Source organism: Anaeromonas gelatinilytica (assembly GCF_016820635.1).
Classification (GTDB): Bacteria; Bacillota; Clostridia; order Tissierellales; family SIT17; genus Anaeromonas; species Anaeromonas gelatinilytica.
Genome location: NZ_WSFU01000119.1, coordinates 129,634 through 151,017, shown reverse-complemented (window position 1 = coordinate 151,017; position 21,384 = coordinate 129,634). Strand labels below are relative to the sequence as shown.

Genomic DNA, 21,384 nt, shown 5'->3' with positions numbered 1-21,384 from the left:
ATATAATAAATAAATTAGATTGAACCTGTAGCTTGACTACATGTTCATTATACAAGGAGGATTAAATGTATATTATTCCAATTTTAATTATTTTATTAGATCAAGTAACGAAGTATTGGGCTGTAAATGTACTTAAAGAACAAGAGGCTATTATAATTATTGATAGATTTCTTCAATTGAATTTTGTAAAAAATTATGGTGCTGCATTTGGAATAATGCAAAATCAAAGGGCTTTTTTTATAATAATTACTAGTTTAATAATTATAGGTATTGTATATTACATAAAAAAATATAATAATACAAAAATAATGAATTATAGTTTATTAATGATAATTGGAGGTGCTATTGGAAATTTTATAGATAGATTAAGAATTCAATATGTAATAGATTTTATAGATATTGATTTTTGGGGATTCTATGATTTCCCAGTATTTAATATAGCAGATAGTTTTATTGTAATTGGTACTATATTATTAGTTATACTAGTATTAACTAATAATCATGAAGTAAATTAGAAAGAGTGATTTAATGGATATTATTGAATTAATAGTAGATGAAGAATCAGAAGGGAGAGTGGATTCATTTTTAGCTTCTGAATTAGATGAAGTATCTAGATCTTTTATACAGAAACTTATAAAAAATAAGAAGGTAACTGTAAATAATAGATTTGTTAAATCTAAATATAGTATTAATGAAGGAGATAGAATAGTAGTAGAGGTACCAGAGCCTAAAAAATTAGAAGTAAAGCCTGAGGACATTGATATTGATATAGTCTATGAAGATGATGATGTAGCTATAGTGAATAAACCTAGAGGAATGGTAGTGCATCCTGCACCAGGAAATTATAGTAAAACTTTAGTAAATGCTTTACTTTATAAATTGAATAACTTATCATCGATTAATGGTGTTATAAGACCAGGAATTGTACATAGAATTGATAAAGATACAACTGGCTTGCTTATGATAGCAAAAACTAATTTGGCTCATTTAAGTTTATCTCAACAACTTAAAGAACATTCTATAACAAGAAGGTACCAAGCTTTGGTTGAAGGAAATATAAATGAAGATAAGGGAACTATTAATGCTCCAATAGGTAGAAATCCAAAGGATAGGAAAAAGATGTGTGTAATAAGAGAAAATAGTAAGGAAGCAGTAACTCATTTTAGAGTATTAAAAAGATATGGTAATTATACTTTGATTGAAGCTAGACTAGAGACTGGTAGGACTCATCAAATAAGAGTTCATATGAAATATATAAATCATCCAATTGTAGGAGATCCTATTTATGGGACTAGAGATCAGAAGTTTAATTTAGAAGGGCAACTTTTGCATGCTAAAATAATAGGATTTAATCATCCAAGAGAAAATGAATATTTAGAATTTGATTCCAACTTACCAGAAGATTTTATTAGAATATTAAACATATTAGAAAAAAGTAGACAAAATATGTGATTTATGATATTATATAAAAAATGAATTAACCTTTAAATCAGCACGAGAGGCTGATAAGGGATTATAAATGTTAAATTGGCATTGCATATTTAACTCCTTATCAGTGATAAGGAGTTTTATTTTTGAAATAATATATTATTATAGAAAATTAATCTCAGGAGGTGATAATATGAAAACTAAAGCAATATTATTGGACCAAAAAGCTATAAGTAGAGCTACAACTCGTATTTCTCATGAAATTATTGAAAAAAATAAAGGTATAGAAGATTTAGTTTTAGTTGGTATAAAAACAAGAGGAGTTCCTTTTTCTCAAAGAATTGCAGAGAAAATAAATGAAATAGAAGGAAAAAAAGTTCCTGTAGAAGAATTGGATATTACATTGTATAGAGATGATTTATCTGAAATATCAGATAGTCCTTTAGTAAAAAAATCTCAATTCAAAACGGATATAAGAAATAAGAATGTGATTTTAATAGATGATGTATTATATACGGGCAGAACTGTTAGAGCCGCATTGGATGCTATTGTTGATAATGATAGACCTAAAAAAATACAATTAGCAGTTTTAATTGACAGAGGACATAGGGAACTTCCTATTAGACCAGATTATATTGGAAAAAATGTACCAACTTCAAAAAGCGAAGTAGTAAGTGTTAAATTTAATGAAATAGATGATAAAGATGAAGTTACAATTAAAGAAAAGGCGTAACCTTTTAACTCAGTCCTGAGAGACTGAAAAGGGAGATTGTTCTCCCTCCTAAATTAGTTAAGGAGGTATTTTTATGGCAGAAAAAACTATGGTAAACAGTAAAGAAATTAAGAGTGTAAATACTACTGGTATATTTAGAAAAGGGATTTTGAGTATACAACACATTGTAGCAATGTTTGGAGCTACAGTATTGGTACCTATGATTACTGGTCTTAATCCAGCAGTTGCATTATTTTGTGCAGGAGTAGGAACATTATTATTCCATCTAGTTACAAAGGGAAAAGTACCAGTTTTTCTTGGTTCTAGTTTCGCATTTATTCCTGTGATTGGGGCTGTAGCATCTAAATTTGGCGATTTAAGGTATGTTCAAGGTGGCATAATGGCAGCTGGATTATTGTACCTTATGTTTGCATTGCTGATTAAATTATTTGGAGTAGAAAAGATTAAATCTTTTTTTCCTCCTATTGTAACAGGACCAATGATTATAGTAATAGGATTGATATTGAGTCCTACTGCACTTGAAATGGCATCTACTAATTGGCCAGTGGCATTAATTGTAGTAGCAACAGTAATAATAGTATCAATTTTTGGAAAAGGTATATTTAAGATAATACCAATACTTTGTGGAGTGTTAGTAGGTTATATTTTATCAATGATGTTAGGAATTGTAGATTATACTCCTATAACAGAAGCTTCAATGATAAGTGTACCAGAATTTACTTTACCAAAGTTTAGTATAGAAGCAATAGCAATAATTGCTCCAATAGTACTTGCAGTATTTATGGAACATATTGGAGATATTACTACTAATGGAGCAGTTGTAGGTAAAAACTTTTTAGAAGATCCCGGATTACACAGAACACTTCTAGGAGATGGATTAGCTACTTTATTTGCTGGATTTGTAGGAGGACCTGCAAATACAACTTATGGAGAAAATACAAGTGTATTAGCAATGACTAAAAATTATGATCCGTCTATACTAAGGATTTCTGCAGTTATAGCAATAACAATTAGTTTTATTGGAAAGATTGGAGCTATATTACAAACAATTCCTGAAGCTGTAATGGGAGGAGTAAGTTTAATACTTTTTGGTATGATTGCCAGTGTAGGAATAAGAACTTTAACTACAGCTAAAGTGGATTTTTCTAGCAATAGAAATTTAATAGTGGCTTCATTAATACTTGTGATAGGGATAGGAACGGAAATATTAAAAGTTAAGCAAGGTCTCTATACTGCTGATGGAGTTCAAGCATTTACTGGTTTGATCAGTATTCAAATAACTGATAGTATACAAATAGTGGGTTTAAGTTTAGCTGCTATTGTGGGTATAACAATTAATAAATTATTGCCTGAAAATGATTAACATAACTATAAAAATAAGATATAATTAATGAAATATAGTATAAATAATAGGTTATTTAATATATATTAAATAACCTATTACTTATGTGTAATATATAATAATTAAATTGATATATATGATTAGAGGTGTATATATGCAAGTAAAAATATTATTAAAACTTCAAGAAATTAGTAATCCAATATTGGATAAAATTTTTGTATTCATAACTAATATTGGAGGAGAGTTATTTTATGTTTTTGCATTAACATTGGTTTATTGGTGTATAAGTAAGCGTGCAGGGGTGAGAATGTTTACTATTCTTATATTTTCTGTATTTGGCAATAGTATTTTGAAAAATATATTTGCTACAGAAAGACCATTTTTTACGGAAGGAATAAATCCCTTGTATCAGGAGTCTGCTCCAGGGTATTCTTTTCCTAGTGGGCATACCCAAAATACTACAACTTTTTGGTTTTATACAATGAGAAAACTTAAGAGAAAAAGTATATATGTATTGGGGATATTTGTGATATTATTAGTAGGATTTTCAAGATTATATCTAAGAGTTCATTGGCCTATTGATGTGTTAGGAGGTCTTATTTTCGGTATTTTATTTGCCCTAATAGGTGATTATCTAATAGAAAAAATAACTCCATTTAATTATAATCTTTTAAATGTATTTATATTTTCTATATTGATTCCTAATTTACTATTAATTGTATTTATGAGTGAAAATAATTTGAAATTAATTGCATTAATCACAGGAGCGTTATTGGGTTACTTTATTCAAGAAAATAAAATAAAGTTTGAAGTTAAGAACAAAATGTTTTTTCAGATAGTTAAATTTATATTTGGTATTCTTATATTATTGTCTATAAGAACAGCTCTTAAAGGTATATTTCCTGAAACTTATGCTTTTGACTATATAAGATATTTTATTATAGGAATATTTATTACTTTAGTTATTCCTATAATATTTATAAAGACAGGACTATCTAAAAAGCCCCTTTAATTAGAGGAGCTTTTTAGATAGTAGTAATGAAATCCTATTTATTTTTTTCTATTTTACTTATTTCTTTTTCGGTTGGAGTAACATATAAGGTATTGTTATTTTCATATATAACCATTCCTGGTTTTGCTCTATTAGGTTTCTTTACATTTTTCTTTTCTGTATAATCTATTGCTACATTACTAGACATCTTGCCCTTACTGTGGAAGGCTGCTAAAAGGGCTGCCTCGTATAGAGTTTCTTCTGGTACTTCTTTATTATTTTTTCTTATAATAATATGGGAACCAGGGATATCTTTAGTATGAAGCCATATATCTTCTTTATCAGCAAATTTTAAAGTTAAATAGTCATTTTGTCTATTATTTTTTCCCACATACATATCAAATCCATCTGAGGATATAAAGTGAAGAGGTTTAGATTTAATATTTTTCTTTTCTCTTGATTTGTTTTTTCTTCTGTATTTAACATATCCTCCATCAATTAATTCTTCTTTTATTTCTTCTAATTCAGATAAATCTGTAGAATTTTCAATACTTAATAAAATATGTTCTAGATAATTAATTTCCTCTTTAGTTTGAGAAATCTGTATAGAAACTTCATTAAATGCATTTTTTAATTTGTTGTATCTTTTAAAGTATTTTTGAGCATTTTCTGAGGGAGTAAGATTTGGATTCAACTTTATTTCAATTAAATTATTATTATCATAATAATTTTCGGTGGTTAGAATATCCATTCCCTTTTCAATTTTATAAATATTAGCTGTTATTAATTCACCGTAGATTTTATATTTTTCTCTATTTTTTGCATTAAATAATTCTTCTTTTTGCTTAGCTAATTTATTCTTATCTCTATCTAGTTTTGTTTTTATGTGTTTTTTCAATGATAAAGATTTTTGTTGAATTCGATCTAATCTATCTTTAGTTTCATATACAGTATTTAGAAGGTCACTAATTGAATTAAAGTATACTTTTTTGGATTCTTTAAATTGAGTAAGATCAATACTTGAAAAGCCTAAAATTTTAGTTTTATATTCATTGTAAATCATACTAGGTTTATTATTGTTGTTTATAACATCATTAATAAGTTTTTTAAAGGATAAAAATATTTTCTCTTTATCTTCTTCATTTAAACCACCAATTAAAGAATTTTCATATATATTTTCTCTAGAACAGATTTCTTTAGCAATTAATGGACTTATTCCTACAAAATTTTCATATATAAACTTATATATTTTATTTCCTTCATTTACATTATTTATTATATTAAAAAATTGTTCTTTATTTAACTTTAAAGGATTAAGTTTATTTTGATTAGGAGGAAGTTGATATTTTACTCCAGGTAAAACTTGTCTTACACTACTAATATCAGGGGTTATTCTTTTTATAGCATCAATTATTTTTTTAGTTCTTTTTTCAATTAAAATAATATTACTGTGACGTCCCATAATTTCTATTATAAGTTCTTTTTCTGATAAAACTCCTAATTCATCATAATTAGAGATTGTAATTTTAATGATTCTTTCTAAATATTGTTGTTTTATTGATAAAATTTTTCCGTTTTGTAAGTGTTTTCTTAATAACATACAAAACATAGGGGGACTTTGAGGGTTTTCTTTAGTGCTATTAGTAAAGTGTATTCTAGGATTATTACTACTAGCTGATAATATTAATTTTTCATTTTTTCCTTTATTTCTTATACTAATTAATAATTCATCGTTTTCTGGTTGATAGATTTTATTTATTTTTCCTTCTATCAATGTATTTGAAAGTTCATGCACTAAGCTTCTTAATGTAATTCCATCTAAAGACATAAGTATTCCTCCGATAATTGTTTTTATAATGTATTATAACATCTAAATAGGAATTTATAAAGAAGGATATAATCATATATTAAGTTTTAGTAACAATTAAAAGGTTTTTAAAATATTTAATATAATTATATGAGGTATAATTAAAATTAGAGGAGAAATCGTATGATTGAAAATTTGTAATTTACTTTAATGATTGATAGAGTTTTTTATAAGGATAAGGGATAAATATTAGATGTGTAATTTAGTAGAAGATATCTTCTATTTCTAAAAATTGACTTTAGTCTAATTTATGGTAAAATTGATTATAATATTTAGGAGGATGATAATTTGATTAAAAGTATGACTGGGTTTGGTAGAGGAGAAAATGATGATGGAATAAGAAAATTTACAGTTGAAATTAAATCTGTTAATCATAGGTATAATGATGTAATAGTTAGAATGCCTAAACATTTTTCATATTTAGAAGAAAATATTAAAAATAGAATAAAGGAAAAAATTAAAAGAGGTAGAGTGGAGGTTTATATAAACTTAGAAAATTTACAAACATCAAATTTAGATGTAAAGGTTGATATGGACTTAGCAAAATCATATAAGAATGCTTTGGAGTTATTAAATAAAGAGTTGTATTTAAACACATTAGTAACTCTAGATCAGATAATAAAATATCCTGATGTTATTAATGTGGAAAAAGAAAAAGATGAAGAGGATGTTATTTGGAATGTATTGTCAATTGCTTTAAATCAAGCTTTGGAAAATCTTTATAATATGAGAATAAAAGAAGGTAAGAAATTGGCTGAAGATATTATAAAAAGATCGGAATACATAGAATCTTTGGTAAAGGAAATAGAAAAAAAATCACCTATTGTGGTAGAGGAATATAAGGAAAAGCTTGAAGATAGAATAAAATCTATTTTAGATGAATCTGTTGAGATTGATGATATGAAATTAGCAAATGAAGTAGCATATTTTGCAGATAAATCAAGTATAACTGAAGAAATTGTTCGATTATATAGTCATATTGAACAATTAATTAATACATTAGAATCAAAAGACTCCGTTGGTAGAAAGTTAGATTTTATAGTACAAGAAATGAATAGAGAAGCAAATACTATGGGTTCTAAAGTTGGAGACATAGAAATCACAAATAATGTTGTTGAAATTAAAAGTGAATTAGAAAAGATAAGGGAACAAATACAGAATATTGAGTAGTTAGGAGGTAATATCTGTGACAATAAAATTGATCAATATTGGCTTTGGTAATGTAGTATCTGGTAATAGGGTCATAGCTGTTGTTAGCCCAGAGTCTGCTCCTATAAAAAGAATTGTGCAAGAAGCTAGAGATAGAGGGATGCTAATAGATGCAACCTATGGTAGAAGAACTAGAGCAGTTATTATTACTGATAGTGATCATGTTCTTTTATCTGCTATTCAACCAGAAACAGTAGCTCATAGGTTAGATAATAAAATAGAATATGATAATATTAAAGAATAGGAAGGAGACTTTGATGCCTAAAGGATTATTAATTGTAGTTTCAGGACCTTCAGGTGCTGGTAAAGGAACTATATGTAAAGAATTATTGAAAGAAATAGATTTAAACATATCAATTTCTGCCACTACAAGAGAACCAAGAACAGGGGAAGTTGATGGGAAAAATTATTTTTTTATTTCAAAGAATGAATTTAAGGAAATGTTATTAAGAAATGAGTTTTTAGAGTATGCTGAGGTTTATGGAAATTATTATGGTACCCCTAAGAAATATGTATTAGATATGTTGGAAGAAGGTAAGGATGTTTTATTAGAAATTGATATTCAAGGAGCTCTTTCTGTAAAGGAAATATATCCTGATGGTGTATTTATATTTATACTTCCACCATCAATGGAAGAATTAAAAAAACGGATAGAAAAAAGAGGATCCGAGACAAAAGAAGCAATGTTAAAAAGGCTTGATGCTGCATATAGAGAGTTAAAATATGTATTTAAATATGATTATGGTGTGTTAAATGATGAAGTAGATTCAGCAGTTGATAATATTAAAGCTATTATTAAAGCTGAAAAATGTAAAGTGAATAGAAAAAAAGATATTATTGATAATATAAAGGAGGTATAGAAAATGTTATATCCATCAATAAACGACATGTTAAAAAAGGTAGATAGTAGATATACATTAGTATTATTAGCATCAAAAAGAGCGAGACAATTAGTGGATGGTAAGGAGCCGCTTGTCGATGTGAAGATTACAAAACCAGTATCTATTGCATTGCATGAAATTGCAGAAGATAAAGTAACTTATACAAGATCAGATATTTTAAGTGCTAAGTAGGGAGTGAAATTTAATGCTTAAAAATAAAAATATAGTTTTAGGAGTTACAGGTGGCATAGCAGTATACAAAGCTGTTGATGTAGTAAGTCGTTTGAAAAAGTTAAATGCTAATATTGATGTTATAATGACTGATTCGGCTTCTAAATTTGTTACTCCATTAACATTTCAATCAATGTCACAAAATCATGTTACAGTAGACATGTTTAAAGAGCCTGTTAATTGGGATATTGAACATATAAGTTTAGCAAAAAAAGCCGATATATTTTTAATAGTTCCTGCAACGGCTAATGTTATAGGTAAAGTTGCTAATGGAATTGCAGATGATATGTTAACAACTACAATAATGGCTACAAAAGCAAAAGTGATTTTTGCTCCAGCAATGAATACTCAAATGTATTTGAATCCAATATTTAAAAATAATATGAAAGTATTGCAGGAATTAGATTATGAATTTATATCTCCTGAGGAAGGAAGACTTGCTTGTGGAGATATAGGACCAGGTAAGTTAGCTGATCCTGAATATATTGTTAAATATGTAATTGATCATTTTAATAAAAAAAAAGATCTTGAAGGTAAAAAAGTATTAATAACAGCGGGACCTACGATAGAAGCATTTGATCCCGTTAGGTATATTAGTAATCATTCTAGTGGGAAAATGGGATACAGTATTGCTGAAGAAGCAAAAAATAGAGGGGCAAATGTTACATTAATTAGTGGTCCTACAAAATTATTAAAACCTGTAGGTATAAATATTATAAATGTAACAAGTACCGAAGAAATGTATGAAGAGACAATAAAATACTTTAAATCTACAGATATACTTATCAAGGCTGCTGCTCCTTCTGATTATAAACCTATATCATATAATAAGAATAAAATAAAAAAATCAGAAGGATCTATGCATATAGAATTAACTAGAAATCCTGATATATTAGAGAAGTGTGGAGAGATAAAAGATAGTCAAATAATTATAGGATTTGCAGCAGAAACAGAGAATATTGAAGAATATGCAATTAATAAAATGGAAAATAAAAATCTTGATATGATAGTAGCAAATAATATTGCAGAGGAAGGTGCTGGATTTAAAGGAGATACTAATAAAGTTATAATATTTAATAATTCTGGCAAGAAAAAAGAATATCCTTTAATGAGTAAGAAAAATTTAGCTAAAATAATATTAGATAATATTAAATAAAAAATTGAAGCTAGTAGTTGGCTTCAATTTTTTATGATATTGTTTTGAAAATATTTAATAAAGTTTTGATATAATATATATAGAAAATTTGGAGAGGCTGATATATATGGGTTTGTATGCAGAAGTAATTGTAGATAATCAGAGCTCTAAGACAGATATTCTTTTTACATATAAAATACCTTCAAATATGATAAAAAGAGTTAATATTGGTATGAGAGTCATGGTTCCATTTGGAAGAGGAAATAAAACAGTACAAGGTTTAATAATTAATATAAAAGAATCGATAAATTTTGATAAAAAGAAATTGAAAGATATTATTGCTTTGATTGATAAAGATCCTATTATTTCTGAAGAATTAATAGAATTAGGAATATGGATGAGACGGGAATATTTAGCACAATATATTGAAGTATTTAAGACAATTATGCCTTCTGGCATAACTCAAAAAGTAAAAAAGTATATTTCTATAAATGATTTTACTGTAGAGAAGATAAAAAAAATTAATTCCAATAATCAAAAAAAGATATTGAAATATTTGATGGAAAATAATGAAGAATCATTTGAGAAATTAAATAACGAATTAAATATTAAAAATATTCATAGCAGTATAAAAGCATTAGTAAATAAAGGAATTATTAAAGTTGAACATAGAATAGAACAGGAAGTTAATAGAAAATCCGAAAAATTTATTATAAAGGAATTTGATAATGAGAGTATGCCAAAAATATTAAAAAATATAAGTAATGGAGCATACAAACAAAAAGAAATTATCATGTTTTTAGAAGATAAAAAAACAATAAAATTATCACAATTGATAAAGGAGACTAATTCCAGTAGTTCATCGATAAAAGCCTTAGAGGATAAGAAATTAATAAAAGTAGTGGATAAAGAAGTAATAAGAGAAGTATTAAATAAAGAATTTAAAAGAACAAACAATAAAATACTTACTAAAGAACAGAAAAATTGTTATGAGATTATATATAATAGTATAATGAAAGAGAGAAATGATAAATTTTTAATCCATGGGGTTACAGGTAGTGGTAAAACTGAAGTATATTTACAGTTGATTGAAAAAGTATTAAAAAAAGGTAAACAAGCAATAGTATTAATACCAGAAATTTCTTTGACTCCACAAACAGTAGAAAGGTTTGTTAGTAGATTTGGTAAGAAGATAGCTATTCTTCATAGTAGACTTTCTTTGGGGGAAAGATATGATCAATGGAGAAAGATAAAAGAAGAAAAAGTAGATATAGCTATAGGAGCTAGGTCTGCTATATTTGCTCCTTTTAAGAATTTAGGAATCGTTATTATAGATGAAGAACATGAAAGTAGTTATAAGTCTAGTATGAATCCTAAATACGATGCAATAAAAGTAGCAGAAAAAAGATGTGAATTAGAAAATTCAGTATTAGTTTTAGGTTCAGCAACTCCATCTATAGATTCATATTATTTAGCTTGTAAGGGTATTTATAAGTTAATAGAAATGAATAAAAGAGCTAATAATCAAAAAATGCCTAAAGTTGAAGTTATAGACATGAGAGATGAACTTGAAAAAGGTAATAAATCAATTATGAGTGAAGAATTATATAATGAAATCAAAAATACTTTAGAAAATAAAAAACAAATTATATTATTTTTAAATAGAAGAGGTTTTTCTACTTTTGTTTCTTGTAGGGAATGTGGATATGTAGAAAAGTGTCCTCATTGTGAAATAACACTTACTTATCATAAAAATGAAGGTTGGCTTAAATGTCATTATTGTGGTTTTGCCAAAAAACCCCCCAATGTATGTCCAAATTGTGGGAGCAAATATATAAAGTTTTTTGGTATTGGGACACAGAAAGTTGAAGAGATAATAAAACGAGAATTTTGCAATAACAAAGTAGAGAGAATGGATTTAGATACTACTGGTAAAAAAAATAGTTATGAGGAAATATTGAATAGATTTAGGATGAAGGAAATTGATGTATTAGTAGGAACTCAAATGATTTCTAAAGGCTTAGATTTTCCAAATGTTACTTTAGTAGGTGTGGTTGCAGCTGATTTGACTTTAAATCTTCCAGATTTTAAAGCACCGGAAAGGACTTTTCAGTTGATTACTCAGGTTTCAGGTAGATCAGGTAGAGGAGAAGATGAAGGTAATGTAATAATTCAAACTTATGATCCTGAACATTATAGTATAATTCATGCAAAGAATCATGATTATAAGGGCTTTTATAAAGAAGAAATTAAATTAAGAAAAGCATTTAATTATCCCCCTTTTACTAATATAATGTCTATTGTATTTTCTAGTGTAAGTCAAAAATTATTAGAAAAGATTACAAAAGAAGTTTCAAATGTTATAATAAAAAATATAGAATATAAAAATAAGGATTTTGATATTCAAAATAATATAATAGGTCCTACACCATCGCCTATTACTAAGATAAAAAATAAATATAGATGGCAAATTTTAATAAAGGCTAATGATAATGATTTAAATATGATAAAGAATATTATTTATTGGGTATGTATAAATAATAAATATAATATACCTATTGATGATATAACAATAAGTATAGATGTTAATCCAAATTCAGTTATTTAGGAGGTAAAAAATGGCAATTAGACAATTAAGGTTTGTAGAGGATCCAATTCTAAGAAAAAAATGTAGGAAAGTTGAAAAAATAGATGATAGATTACTTACTTTGCTAGATGATATGTTAGATACAATGTATAAAGAAGAGGGAGTTGGTTTAGCTGCTCCTCAAGTTGGCATTTTAAAAAGATTAGTAGTTATAGATATAGGAGGACGACCAATAAAATTAATTAATCCAGAGGTTATATATAAAGAAGGAGAAGTAATAGATGTAGAAGGATGTTTAAGTATACCTAATAAATCTGGAAAAGTAAAAAGACCAGAAAGAGTAAAGGTTAAATATATGGATGTAGAAGGAAATGAAAAAATTATAGAAGGAGAAGGGTATTTAGCTAGAGCTTTATGTCATGAGACAGATCATTTAGAGGGAATATTATATACGGATAAAATGGAAGAAGAGGAGTAGATTGTAGTGAATATAATCTTTATGGGTACGCCAAATTTTGCAGTTCCTTCGTTGGAAAGGCTATATAATGAAGGACACAATATAGAATTAATAATAACACAACCGGATAAACCAAAGGGTAGGGGGAAAAAATTACTTCCTACCCCTGTTAAGAGCAAAGGGTTAGAATTGAGTTTGGAAGTTTACCAACCTGATAATGTAAATAATGAAGAGAGTGTAGATAGAATAAAAAAAATAAATCCGGATGTAATTGTTGTAATAGCTTATGGTCAAGTCTTAAAAGAAGATATCTTAGATATACCTAAATATGGATGTATAAATATACATGCTTCTCTTTTACCTAAATATAGAGGAGCTGCTCCAATAAATTGGACTATTATAAATGGAGAAAAAGAATCAGGTATAACTACTATGTTAATGGAAAAAGGTCTTGATTCGGGAGATATGCTTTTAAAAGAGAAGATTTTAATAGATAAATTTATGACAGCAGAAGAACTTCATGATAAATTGATGATTATGGGTGCTAGTTTAATCGTTGATACATTAGAAAAATTAGAGAACAATACAATAATTCCTAAAAAACAAAATCATGATATATCTTCTTATGCTCCAATGATTGATAAAACTTTAGGAAAGATTAATTGGAATAGTTCAAAAGAGAAAATTATGAATTTAGTAAGAGGAACGAACCCTTGGCCATGTGCATATAGTTATTATGATAAGAAAAAATTTAAGATATATAAAGTTAATATTTCAAATGAAATTCATAGTGGTGTAAACGGAGAAATTGTTAAGGTGAATGATGAAGGTATATTTGTAAAGGTAGATAATGGTACAATAATAATTGAAGAGATTCAATTTCCAGGGAAGAAAAAAATGCAGGTAGCAGAATATATAAAGGGGAATATTATTGAGACAGGGAAAAAATTAAGTAATTAAACTTGGATGTGATAAGATGAAAGAAGAAAAAAGTTTTATATTAGTATTATCTTATATTGTATTAATAACCTTAGCTATTTTAATAAGTAGTTTATATATTGGATTTACAAATAACACTACATTAATAAATAGTATTATATTGTTAGTTACATTTGTGTTTTCATTGGTAATTATAAATATATTATTGATTATTATATTGATTATAAAATTATTTAAAAAGAATAATTTAAATAATATAGAGTCTAAGATTTTATATTATTCTGTATCTCTGTATTATCCTTTAGTACTTACGATAACTAAGATAACTAAAATAGATAAAAATAAAATTAGGTTAATATATACCAAGATAAATAATCTTTTAATTCAATCAAAGAATGTAAAGCTAAAGCCAGAAGAGTTATTAATACTTCTACCTCATTGTCTTCAATGGTCGGAATGTCAATTTAAAATAACTAACGATATAGATAATTGTAGGAAATGCGGCAAATGTGATATACATAAAATTATAGAGCTTAAAGATAAGTATGATGTAAATGTTGCAGTAGCTACTGGAGGCACATTAGCAAGAAAATGGATTAAGGAAACAAAACCTAAGGCTATTGTTGCTGTTGCTTGTGAAAGGGATTTATCTAGTGGAATTAGTGATGTAAGGGGATTACCAGTGATAGGAGTTGTGAATGACAGACCTAATGGACCATGTATAAATACTAAAGTAAGCATAGAAAAATTAGAAGATGCAATTAAATTTTTTATAAAAGGTGAATAATAAAATTCTAAAGGGGGGTCCCCTTTTTTTTTAGGTGTAAAAGTATTAAAATTAAATAATTAGAAAAGAATATATAATAGTGATGGGAGGAATTATATGAGTTACAATGCTAGGAAAATTGCAGTAGAAATATTAAATTCAATAGATGAATCAAAATCATTTTCTAATATTGAAATAAAAAAGAGGGTCAAAAGAGTTAAAGATATAAGGGATGAGAATCTTATTCGTGAATTAGTTTATGGAGTTTTAGAAAATAAACTTTATATCGATAATATAATTAAAAATTATTCAAATACTAATTATAAAAAAATAAATAATATTATATTACAAATTTTGAGGATTGGTATTTATCAAATTTGTTTTGTAGATAATATACCTGATAGAGCTGCTTGTAATGAATCTGTTAATTTAACAAAAATTTTTAATAAGAAAAGACTTTCTGGATATGTAAATGGAATATTAAGAAATGTTGTGAGAAATAAAGATAAGGATTTTTTACCTGATAAAAATAATAATATTATAGATTATTTTTCTATAAAGTACTCTCATCCTAAATGGATCGTAGAAAAATTCATAAATGATTTTGGAGAAGATTTTACAGAAAGACTTTTAAAATCAAATAATGAAAAACCTTCTTTGAATATAAGAGTAAATAAGATAAAAATTAATAGAAATAATTTAATTGAAGTTTTATCAAAACATGGTATCTCAGCAGAGAAAACTAAATATGCACAGGATGGTTTAATAATCAACAATCCTAGAAATATAACAGAGTTGACAGAATTTAAAGAAGGATATTTTAGTATACAAGATGAGAGTTCAATGTTAGTAGCTCAAATAATGAATCCTGAAGAAGGAAGTACAGTATTAGACATTTGTAGTGGTCCTGGTGGTAAGGCTACTCATATAGCTGAGAAAATGAAAAATAAAGGTAAAATAATATCTAGGGATATATTTAATCATAAATTAGATTTGATTAATAAAAATGCTACAAGATTAGATATTGATATAATTGATACTGAAAATTTTGATGGTTTGAAATTAGATAATAAAATGAAAGAAAAAGTAGACTATTGTTTAGTTGATGCACCATGTTCTGGATTAGGTTTATTAAGAAGAAAGCCAGATATAAGATGGAATAAAGATATAAAAGATTTAAATATTTTAGTAGAAATGCAATTGGAAATTTTAAAGAATGCATCACAATATGTGAAAGTTCAAGGTATTCTTATTTATAGTACATGTACTATAAATAAAAAAGAAAATTTAAATATTATAAATAAATTTCTTCTAATGAATAATAATTATTCATTAGAAGAAATAAAGAATGTTGAAATGAAAAGTAATGAAACATTAAAAAAAGGTTATATAGAATTATTTCCTAATATACATGGAACTGATGGTTTCTTTATTGCAAAATTAAAGAGAAATATATAAATAATAATTAAATATGATATAATATTTGAAAAAGAATTTAGTTAGGAGAATATATTTGAAAAAATTAGATTTAAAGTCGTTTGATATTAAAGAATTAGAAGATATAATGATTCGTATAGATGAAAAATCATTTAGAGCAAAGCAGTTATTTAAATGGATTCATGGGAAATTAATAAATGAATTGGATGAAACAACTGTATTTTCTAGTCAATTAAAAGATAAATTAGATAATAGATATTATATAGGTAATCTTAAATTATTAAAAAAATTTGAATCTAAATTAGATGATACAATAAAATATTTATTTTTATTAGAAGATAATAATATAATTGAAAGTGTAAGAATGAAGTATAAACATGGAAACTCTTTATGTTTATCTACACAAGTGGGTTGTAAAATGGGCTGTGATTTTTGTGCATCTACGAAGGAAGGATTAGTAAGAAATTTAAGTTCTTCTGAAATTTTAGACCAAGTTTATAAAATAAAGAAAGATATAAATGAAGAAATAAATAATATTGTATTAATGGGATCTGGTGAACCGTTAGATAATTATGATAATGTGATTAAGTTTATAAAATTAATAAATAGTAGTGATGGGCAAAATTTAGGTATTAGAAATATAACATTATCAACTTGTGGACTAGTTCCAGAAATATATAAGCTTGCAGAAGAAGACCTTCAGATGACATTGTCAATATCACTGCATTCTTCTTCTAATGAAGAACGAAAGAGAATAATGCCTATTGCTAATAAATATAGTATAGAAGAAATAATAGATGCTACAAAATACTATATAGAAAAAACAAATAGAAGAGTAACTTTTGAATACACACTTATAAATAATATAAATGATAAGAAGGAGGATGCATATAAATTATCTAAATTATTAAAAGGAATGTTATGTCATGTGAATATTATCCCATTAAATCCTATAAAGGGAAGTGAGCTAATTAAATCAAATTATGCGAAAGAATTTAAAGATTTATTGGTACAGAAGGGGATTAATGTGACAATTAGGAGAGAAATGGGTTCAGACATTAATGCTGCTTGTGGACAATTAAAAAGTGACTATATGATGAAATTATAAATATTAGGGGGGTTTCTATGAAATATGGAGGATGTACTCATGTGGGAAAGGTGAGAGAGACAAATCAAGATTCTTATTATATAAATTATAATGATAACTTACCTGTTTTTGCAGTAGCAGATGGAATGGGTGGACATAATGGCGGAGAAATAGCTAGTGATATTGCAATCGATGTAATAAAGAATAATTCTGAAATTTATTTAAATAAACTTTCAGAAGAAAAATTGTCTATTGAAAATTTTATTAGACATACATTGGAATTAAGTAATGAACAAATATATAAAGCTGCTATAGAGGATGAATCATATAAAGGAATGGGTACAACTGTAACTATGGGATGTATATTTAAAGATGAGTTATTTATAGGTAATATAGGAGATAGTAGAGCTTATATTATTAAAAATAATAATATAATTAAAATAACAGAAGATCATTCTTTAGTAGCAGAGTTAGTAAAAAATGGTACGATAACAAAGGAAGAAGCTATTAATCACCCACAAAAAAATATAATTACAAGAGCATTAGGTACTGATGAGAATGTTAAAATTGATATATATAATTATCATATTCAAGAAAATGATGTTATATTATTATGTACAGATGGATTAACTAATTTGGTTAGTGAAGCTAAAATTATGGAATATATAGAAGAATTTAATGATATTCAAAATATATGTGATAACCTTATTAATCATGCAAATGATAATGGAGGATATGACAACTCTACAGTTATAATAATCAAGGTTGATAAGGAATAAAGGGGAGATATTATGATAGGAAAAACATTAGGTAATAGATATGAGATTATTGAAAAAATTGGCGGCGGAGGTATGGCTTTAGTATATAAGGCTAAATGTAATTTGTTAAATAGATACGTGGCAATAAAAGTATTGAGAAAAGAATTTGTGAATGATGAGGAGTTTATTGAAAAATTCAATAGAGAATCTCAATCTGCTGCAAGTCTATCTCATCCTAATATTGTAAATATCTATGATGTTGGAGTAGAAGATAATATTTATTATATTGTAATGGAATATATAAATGGTATTACATTAAAACAACATATAAAAAATAAAGGGAAACTTAGTCCATTAGAAATGTTAAAAATTTCTATCAATATAGCTAAGGCTATTAATAATGCTCATAAAAATAATATTATTCATAGAGATATAAAACCCCATAATATTATGATCACAGAGGAGGGTCAGATTAAAGTAACCGATTTTGGAATAGCTAGGGCGGTAACAAGCTCCACTATTACCCAAACTAATAGTATGATGGGTTCAGTCCATTATTCGTCTCCTGAGCAGGCTAAAGGAAGATATACGGATGTCAAATCTGATATTTATTCATTGGGTATAGTCATGTATGAAATGATAACAGGAAAATTACCTTTTAATGGAGAAAGTCCAATTTCTGTAGCCTTAATGCATATTCAAGATGAATTAAAGTCTCCAAGAGAATTAGATGATTCTATTCCATTGAATATAGATAAAATCATAAGAAAGGCTACGGAAAAAGAAAAATCATTAAGATATGAGAATGTTGAAGAGTTATTGAAGGATTTGGAATTAGCTAAGAATAACTTAGATGAAGATGTAATCATTATGAATAATTTTGAAGATAGTCCAACACAAGTTATGCCAATTATTGATAATAATAATGTTAAAGATGAAGAAAAGAAAGAGCCTTCCTTAGAAAGGAAAAAACCCAAAAAAAAGAAAAAACCCCAAAAAAAGAAAAGTAAAAAGTGGACTGCTATATTAGCTATTTTATTAGCATTGTTAGTGACTGCAGGAGCAGTAGGTGGATTTTTAATTTTACAAAAGAATTCAAGTGATGATGAGGTAGAGGTTCCTAATTTTGTTGGAGATACTTTAAAAGAAGCTGAAGCAAAAGCAGAGGAATTAGGATTAGAAATATTAGTTGTAGAAGAAAAATTTAGTGAAGAATATGACGAAGGTTTAATAATGAGTCAGAATAAAGAAGAAGGAAGAACTGTTGTTGTAGGAAATGTAATCGAAGTTGTTGTAAGTAAAGGTATAGAATTAGTAAAGATACCTAAAATAATTGGACAATATTATAATAATGCAAAGATACTTTTAAACGATGTAGATTTAGAAGAGGGAGAAGTAACAGAAGAATTTAGTGATTTGCCAGTCAATATAGTAATTAGGCAATCACCAGAAGCTGGTGAAGAAATAGCGAAAGGAAGTAAAGTTAATTATGTTATTAGTAAAGGACCAGAAGTTAAACTTACTACCGTTCCAACATTGATTGGATCTAATGTTGATTCAGCAAAGAATAGTTTATCAGCTTATAATTTGAAATTAGGTGAAATAGAGTATGAGTATAATAATGAAGTACCAGAAGGTATTATATTTAAACAAAGTCATGCGTCAGGAGAAGAAATAGAAGAAGGAAAGTCAGTAAATATTAGTATAAGTAAAGGTTCTGAACCAAAATCGGATCCAAAACCAGATCCAAAGCCAGTAACAAAAAGTTTTAAATTTACATTACCTGAATCTGATGAAGATCGAGATGTTCAAGTTCAAATTTATAAAGAGCAAAATGGGAAAAGAGAATTAGTATATGAAGACACGCATAATACTTCGGAAGGAGAAACACCATCAATTTCTATTACAGGTCAAGGTACCATGATTATTACCGCTTATTATGATGGTGAAAAAGCAAGTTCTAAAGAAGTAGAATTCTAGGAGGTCGATATATGTTAGAAGGTATAATCATAAAAGGAATTGGTGGATTATATTATGTGAAAACAAATGAAGGATTATATAAATGTAAGGCTAGGGGATTGTTTAGAAAGAAAAAAATAAAACCTTTAGTTGGGGATAGGGTAATAATAGAGTTAAATGAAATAGATAATATGGGTTATATTATGGAGATAGAAGATAGAGATAGTGTATTAGTACGGCCTGCGGTTTCAAATGTTAATCAAGTTATAATAGTATTTGCAGTAAAAGATCCTTTTCCAAATTTATGGTTATTAGATAGGTTTCTTTTATTATCAGAGAAAGAAAATATAAATCCTATTATATGCTTTAATAAAATTGATCTTATTGATGAAGACAAATTAAAGCATATAAATGGTATTTATAAAGATACAGGATATAAGATTATAAATACTAGTACAAAAAAGATTCATGGAATTGAAAAATTAAAGAAAGTTTTAAAAGATAAGATTTCGGTTTTTGCAGGGCCATCTGGAGTAGGTAAATCTTCCTTACTTAATTTTGTACAACCTAATTTAAAATTAAAAATTGGAGAAATAAGTGAGAAAACTAAGAGGGGAAAGCATACTACAAGAAGTACTAAGTTAATGGAGCTAAATTTTGGTGGATGGATAGTTGATACACCTGGATTTAGTTCTTTAAATATTGATTTTTTAGAGGAAGACGAGTTGGAAAGTTATTTTCCTGAAATAGTAAAATATAGTGGGAATTGTAGGTTTAACGATTGTAAGCATGATAAGGAACCAAGCTGTGCAGTTAAAAATGCGGTTGAAGAAAATTTAATTAGTAAAGAACGATATAATAATTATCTAATGGTTTTAAATGAGATAAAGAATTTTAGGAGGTATTAAATATGTATAAAATTTCACCGTCAATACTTTCTGCAGATTTTAGTAATTTGGAATCTGAGATAATGAAAACTGTAGAAGGAGGGGCAGATTATATTCATTTAGATGTTATGGATGGAATATTTGTTCCTAATATAACTTTTGGAGCTCCTGTTATAAAGAAATTAAGGAAGATTACAGATAAACCTTTTGATGTACATCTTATGATTGATAGGCCTGAAAGGTTTATTAAAGATTTTGTAGAAGCAGGTGCCGATATATTAACAGTACATCAAGAAACTTCGATACATCTTCATAGAACTATACAAGAAATAAAAAGTTATGGTATAAAAGCAGGAGTATCTTTAAATCCATCTACTCCCGTAGAAACGATAGAACATATACTTGGAAATTTAGATATGATATTAATTATGACAGTAAATCCTGGATTCGGTGGTCAAAGTATAATTAAAGAAATGAAAAATAAAGTGACTAAATTAAAATCAATTATAGAGGAAAAAAATTTAGATATAGAAATTCAAGTTGATGGAGGTATTAAACTTGATAATATAGAAGAAGTTAGGAATTGGGGAGCAAATGTATTTGTTGTGGGTTCAGGTATATTTGGGTCTGAAGATATAAAATTAGAAACAATAAAATATAAAAAAATATTATAGAATTAAGCTCTTATCT

Annotated in this window: 21 protein-coding genes; 20 read left to right on the top strand and 1 reads right to left on the bottom strand. The window is 26.8% G+C overall.

All coding sequences use genetic code 11. From position 1 onward, the window contains the following. The first annotated feature begins 65 nt into the window (after positions 1-65). The 5 genes from lspA to GOQ29_RS10880 all read left to right on the top strand — a co-directional run bounded on the left by lspA (position 66) and on the right by GOQ29_RS10880 (position 4,515). Positions 66-515, top strand: a complete 450-nt coding sequence (lspA, locus tag GOQ29_RS10900; protein WP_203372682.1) for a signal peptidase II — start codon at positions 66-68, stop codon at positions 513-515. Between the two features lie 13 nt (positions 516-528). Next, entirely contained in the window at positions 529-1,452 is a 924-nt protein-coding gene (locus tag GOQ29_RS10895; protein WP_203372681.1) for an RluA family pseudouridine synthase, read from the top strand. Between the two features lie 169 nt (positions 1,453-1,621). Further along, positions 1,622-2,161 carry a bifunctional pyr operon transcriptional regulator/uracil phosphoribosyltransferase PyrR gene (gene pyrR / locus GOQ29_RS10890; protein ID WP_203372680.1) on the top strand — a complete coding sequence of 180 codons (540 nt, stop codon included), beginning with the start codon at positions 1,622-1,624 and terminating at the stop codon, positions 2,159-2,161. Between the two features lie 73 nt (positions 2,162-2,234). Further along, a complete protein-coding gene (locus GOQ29_RS10885) occupies positions 2,235-3,524 on the top strand; it encodes a uracil-xanthine permease family protein (protein WP_203372679.1) in 1,290 nt (429 codons plus the stop codon). A 133-nt stretch (positions 3,525-3,657) separates the two neighbouring features. Beyond that, complete coding sequence (locus GOQ29_RS10880; RefSeq protein ID WP_203372678.1) at positions 3,658-4,515, top strand: phosphatase PAP2 family protein; 858 nt, start codon at positions 3,658-3,660, stop codon at positions 4,513-4,515. 34 nt (positions 4,516-4,549) lie between these two features. Here the strand turns inward: GOQ29_RS10880 and GOQ29_RS10875 are convergent, their stop codons facing one another. After that, positions 4,550-6,322, bottom strand: coding sequence for an Rqc2 family fibronectin-binding protein (locus tag GOQ29_RS10875; protein WP_203372677.1), 1,773 nt, complete (start codon positions 6,320-6,322; stop codon positions 4,550-4,552). A gap of 327 nt (positions 6,323-6,649) precedes the next feature. Here GOQ29_RS10875 and GOQ29_RS10870 point away from each other — a divergent pair, with 327 nt between their 5' ends. From GOQ29_RS10870 to rpe, 15 genes are all read left to right on the top strand, one after another. Further along, a complete protein-coding gene (locus tag GOQ29_RS10870) occupies positions 6,650-7,531 on the top strand; it encodes a YicC/YloC family endoribonuclease (protein ID WP_203372676.1) in 882 nt (293 codons plus the stop codon). Between the two features lie 22 nt (positions 7,532-7,553). Then, entirely contained in the window at positions 7,554-7,814 is a 261-nt protein-coding gene (gene remA / locus GOQ29_RS10865; RefSeq protein WP_484477081.1) for an extracellular matrix/biofilm regulator RemA, read from the top strand. Positions 7,815-7,827: 13 nt separating this feature from the next. After that, a complete protein-coding gene (gene gmk, locus GOQ29_RS10860; RefSeq protein ID WP_203372674.1) occupies positions 7,828-8,430 on the top strand; it encodes a guanylate kinase in 603 nt (200 codons plus the stop codon). Positions 8,431-8,433: 3 nt separating this feature from the next. After that, positions 8,434-8,643 carry a DNA-directed RNA polymerase subunit omega gene (gene rpoZ / locus GOQ29_RS10855; protein ID WP_203372673.1) on the top strand — a complete coding sequence of 70 codons (210 nt, stop codon included), beginning with the start codon at positions 8,434-8,436 and terminating at the stop codon, positions 8,641-8,643. A 13-nt stretch (positions 8,644-8,656) separates the two neighbouring features. After that, entirely contained in the window at positions 8,657-9,838 is a 1,182-nt protein-coding gene (gene coaBC / locus GOQ29_RS10850) for a bifunctional phosphopantothenoylcysteine decarboxylase/phosphopantothenate--cysteine ligase CoaBC (RefSeq protein WP_203372672.1), read from the top strand. 106 nt (positions 9,839-9,944) lie between these two features. Further along, positions 9,945-12,425 (top strand): primosomal protein N', encoded by a 2,481-nt coding sequence (gene priA / locus GOQ29_RS10845; RefSeq protein ID WP_207750698.1) that lies wholly within the window; start codon positions 9,945-9,947, stop codon positions 12,423-12,425. Positions 12,426-12,435: 10 nt separating this feature from the next. Next, the gene (gene def / locus GOQ29_RS10840; RefSeq protein WP_203372671.1) at positions 12,436-12,882 is read left to right on the top strand and encodes a peptide deformylase; all 447 of its coding nucleotides are present in this window, start codon (positions 12,436-12,438) and stop codon (positions 12,880-12,882) included. 6 nt (positions 12,883-12,888) lie between these two features. Next, complete coding sequence (gene fmt / locus GOQ29_RS10835; RefSeq protein ID WP_203372670.1) at positions 12,889-13,821, top strand: methionyl-tRNA formyltransferase; 933 nt, start codon at positions 12,889-12,891, stop codon at positions 13,819-13,821. A 16-nt stretch (positions 13,822-13,837) separates the two neighbouring features. Next, entirely contained in the window at positions 13,838-14,587 is a 750-nt protein-coding gene (locus tag GOQ29_RS10830; protein ID WP_203372669.1) for a DUF116 domain-containing protein, read from the top strand. 96 nt (positions 14,588-14,683) lie between these two features. Beyond that, on the top strand, positions 14,684-16,024 hold the full coding sequence (rsmB, locus tag GOQ29_RS10825) for a 16S rRNA (cytosine(967)-C(5))-methyltransferase RsmB (RefSeq protein WP_203372668.1): 1,341 nt from the start codon (positions 14,684-14,686) through the stop codon (positions 16,022-16,024). A gap of 55 nt (positions 16,025-16,079) precedes the next feature. Continuing rightward, complete coding sequence (gene rlmN / locus GOQ29_RS10820) at positions 16,080-17,111, top strand: dual-specificity RNA methyltransferase RlmN (RefSeq protein ID WP_203372667.1); 1,032 nt, start codon at positions 16,080-16,082, stop codon at positions 17,109-17,111. A gap of 17 nt (positions 17,112-17,128) precedes the next feature. Beyond that, positions 17,129-17,869, top strand: a complete 741-nt coding sequence (locus GOQ29_RS10815; protein WP_203372666.1) for a Stp1/IreP family PP2C-type Ser/Thr phosphatase — start codon at positions 17,129-17,131, stop codon at positions 17,867-17,869. 12 nt (positions 17,870-17,881) lie between these two features. Continuing rightward, complete coding sequence (pknB, locus tag GOQ29_RS10810; RefSeq protein WP_203372665.1) at positions 17,882-19,828, top strand: Stk1 family PASTA domain-containing Ser/Thr kinase; 1,947 nt, start codon at positions 17,882-17,884, stop codon at positions 19,826-19,828. An 11-nt stretch (positions 19,829-19,839) separates the two neighbouring features. Beyond that, positions 19,840-20,715, top strand: a complete 876-nt coding sequence (rsgA, locus tag GOQ29_RS10805) for a ribosome small subunit-dependent GTPase A (protein ID WP_203372664.1) — start codon at positions 19,840-19,842, stop codon at positions 20,713-20,715. Positions 20,716-20,717: 2 nt separating this feature from the next. Further along, on the top strand, positions 20,718-21,368 hold the full coding sequence (gene rpe / locus GOQ29_RS10800) for a ribulose-phosphate 3-epimerase (protein ID WP_203372663.1): 651 nt from the start codon (positions 20,718-20,720) through the stop codon (positions 21,366-21,368). Positions 21,369-21,384 lie beyond the last annotated feature (16 nt).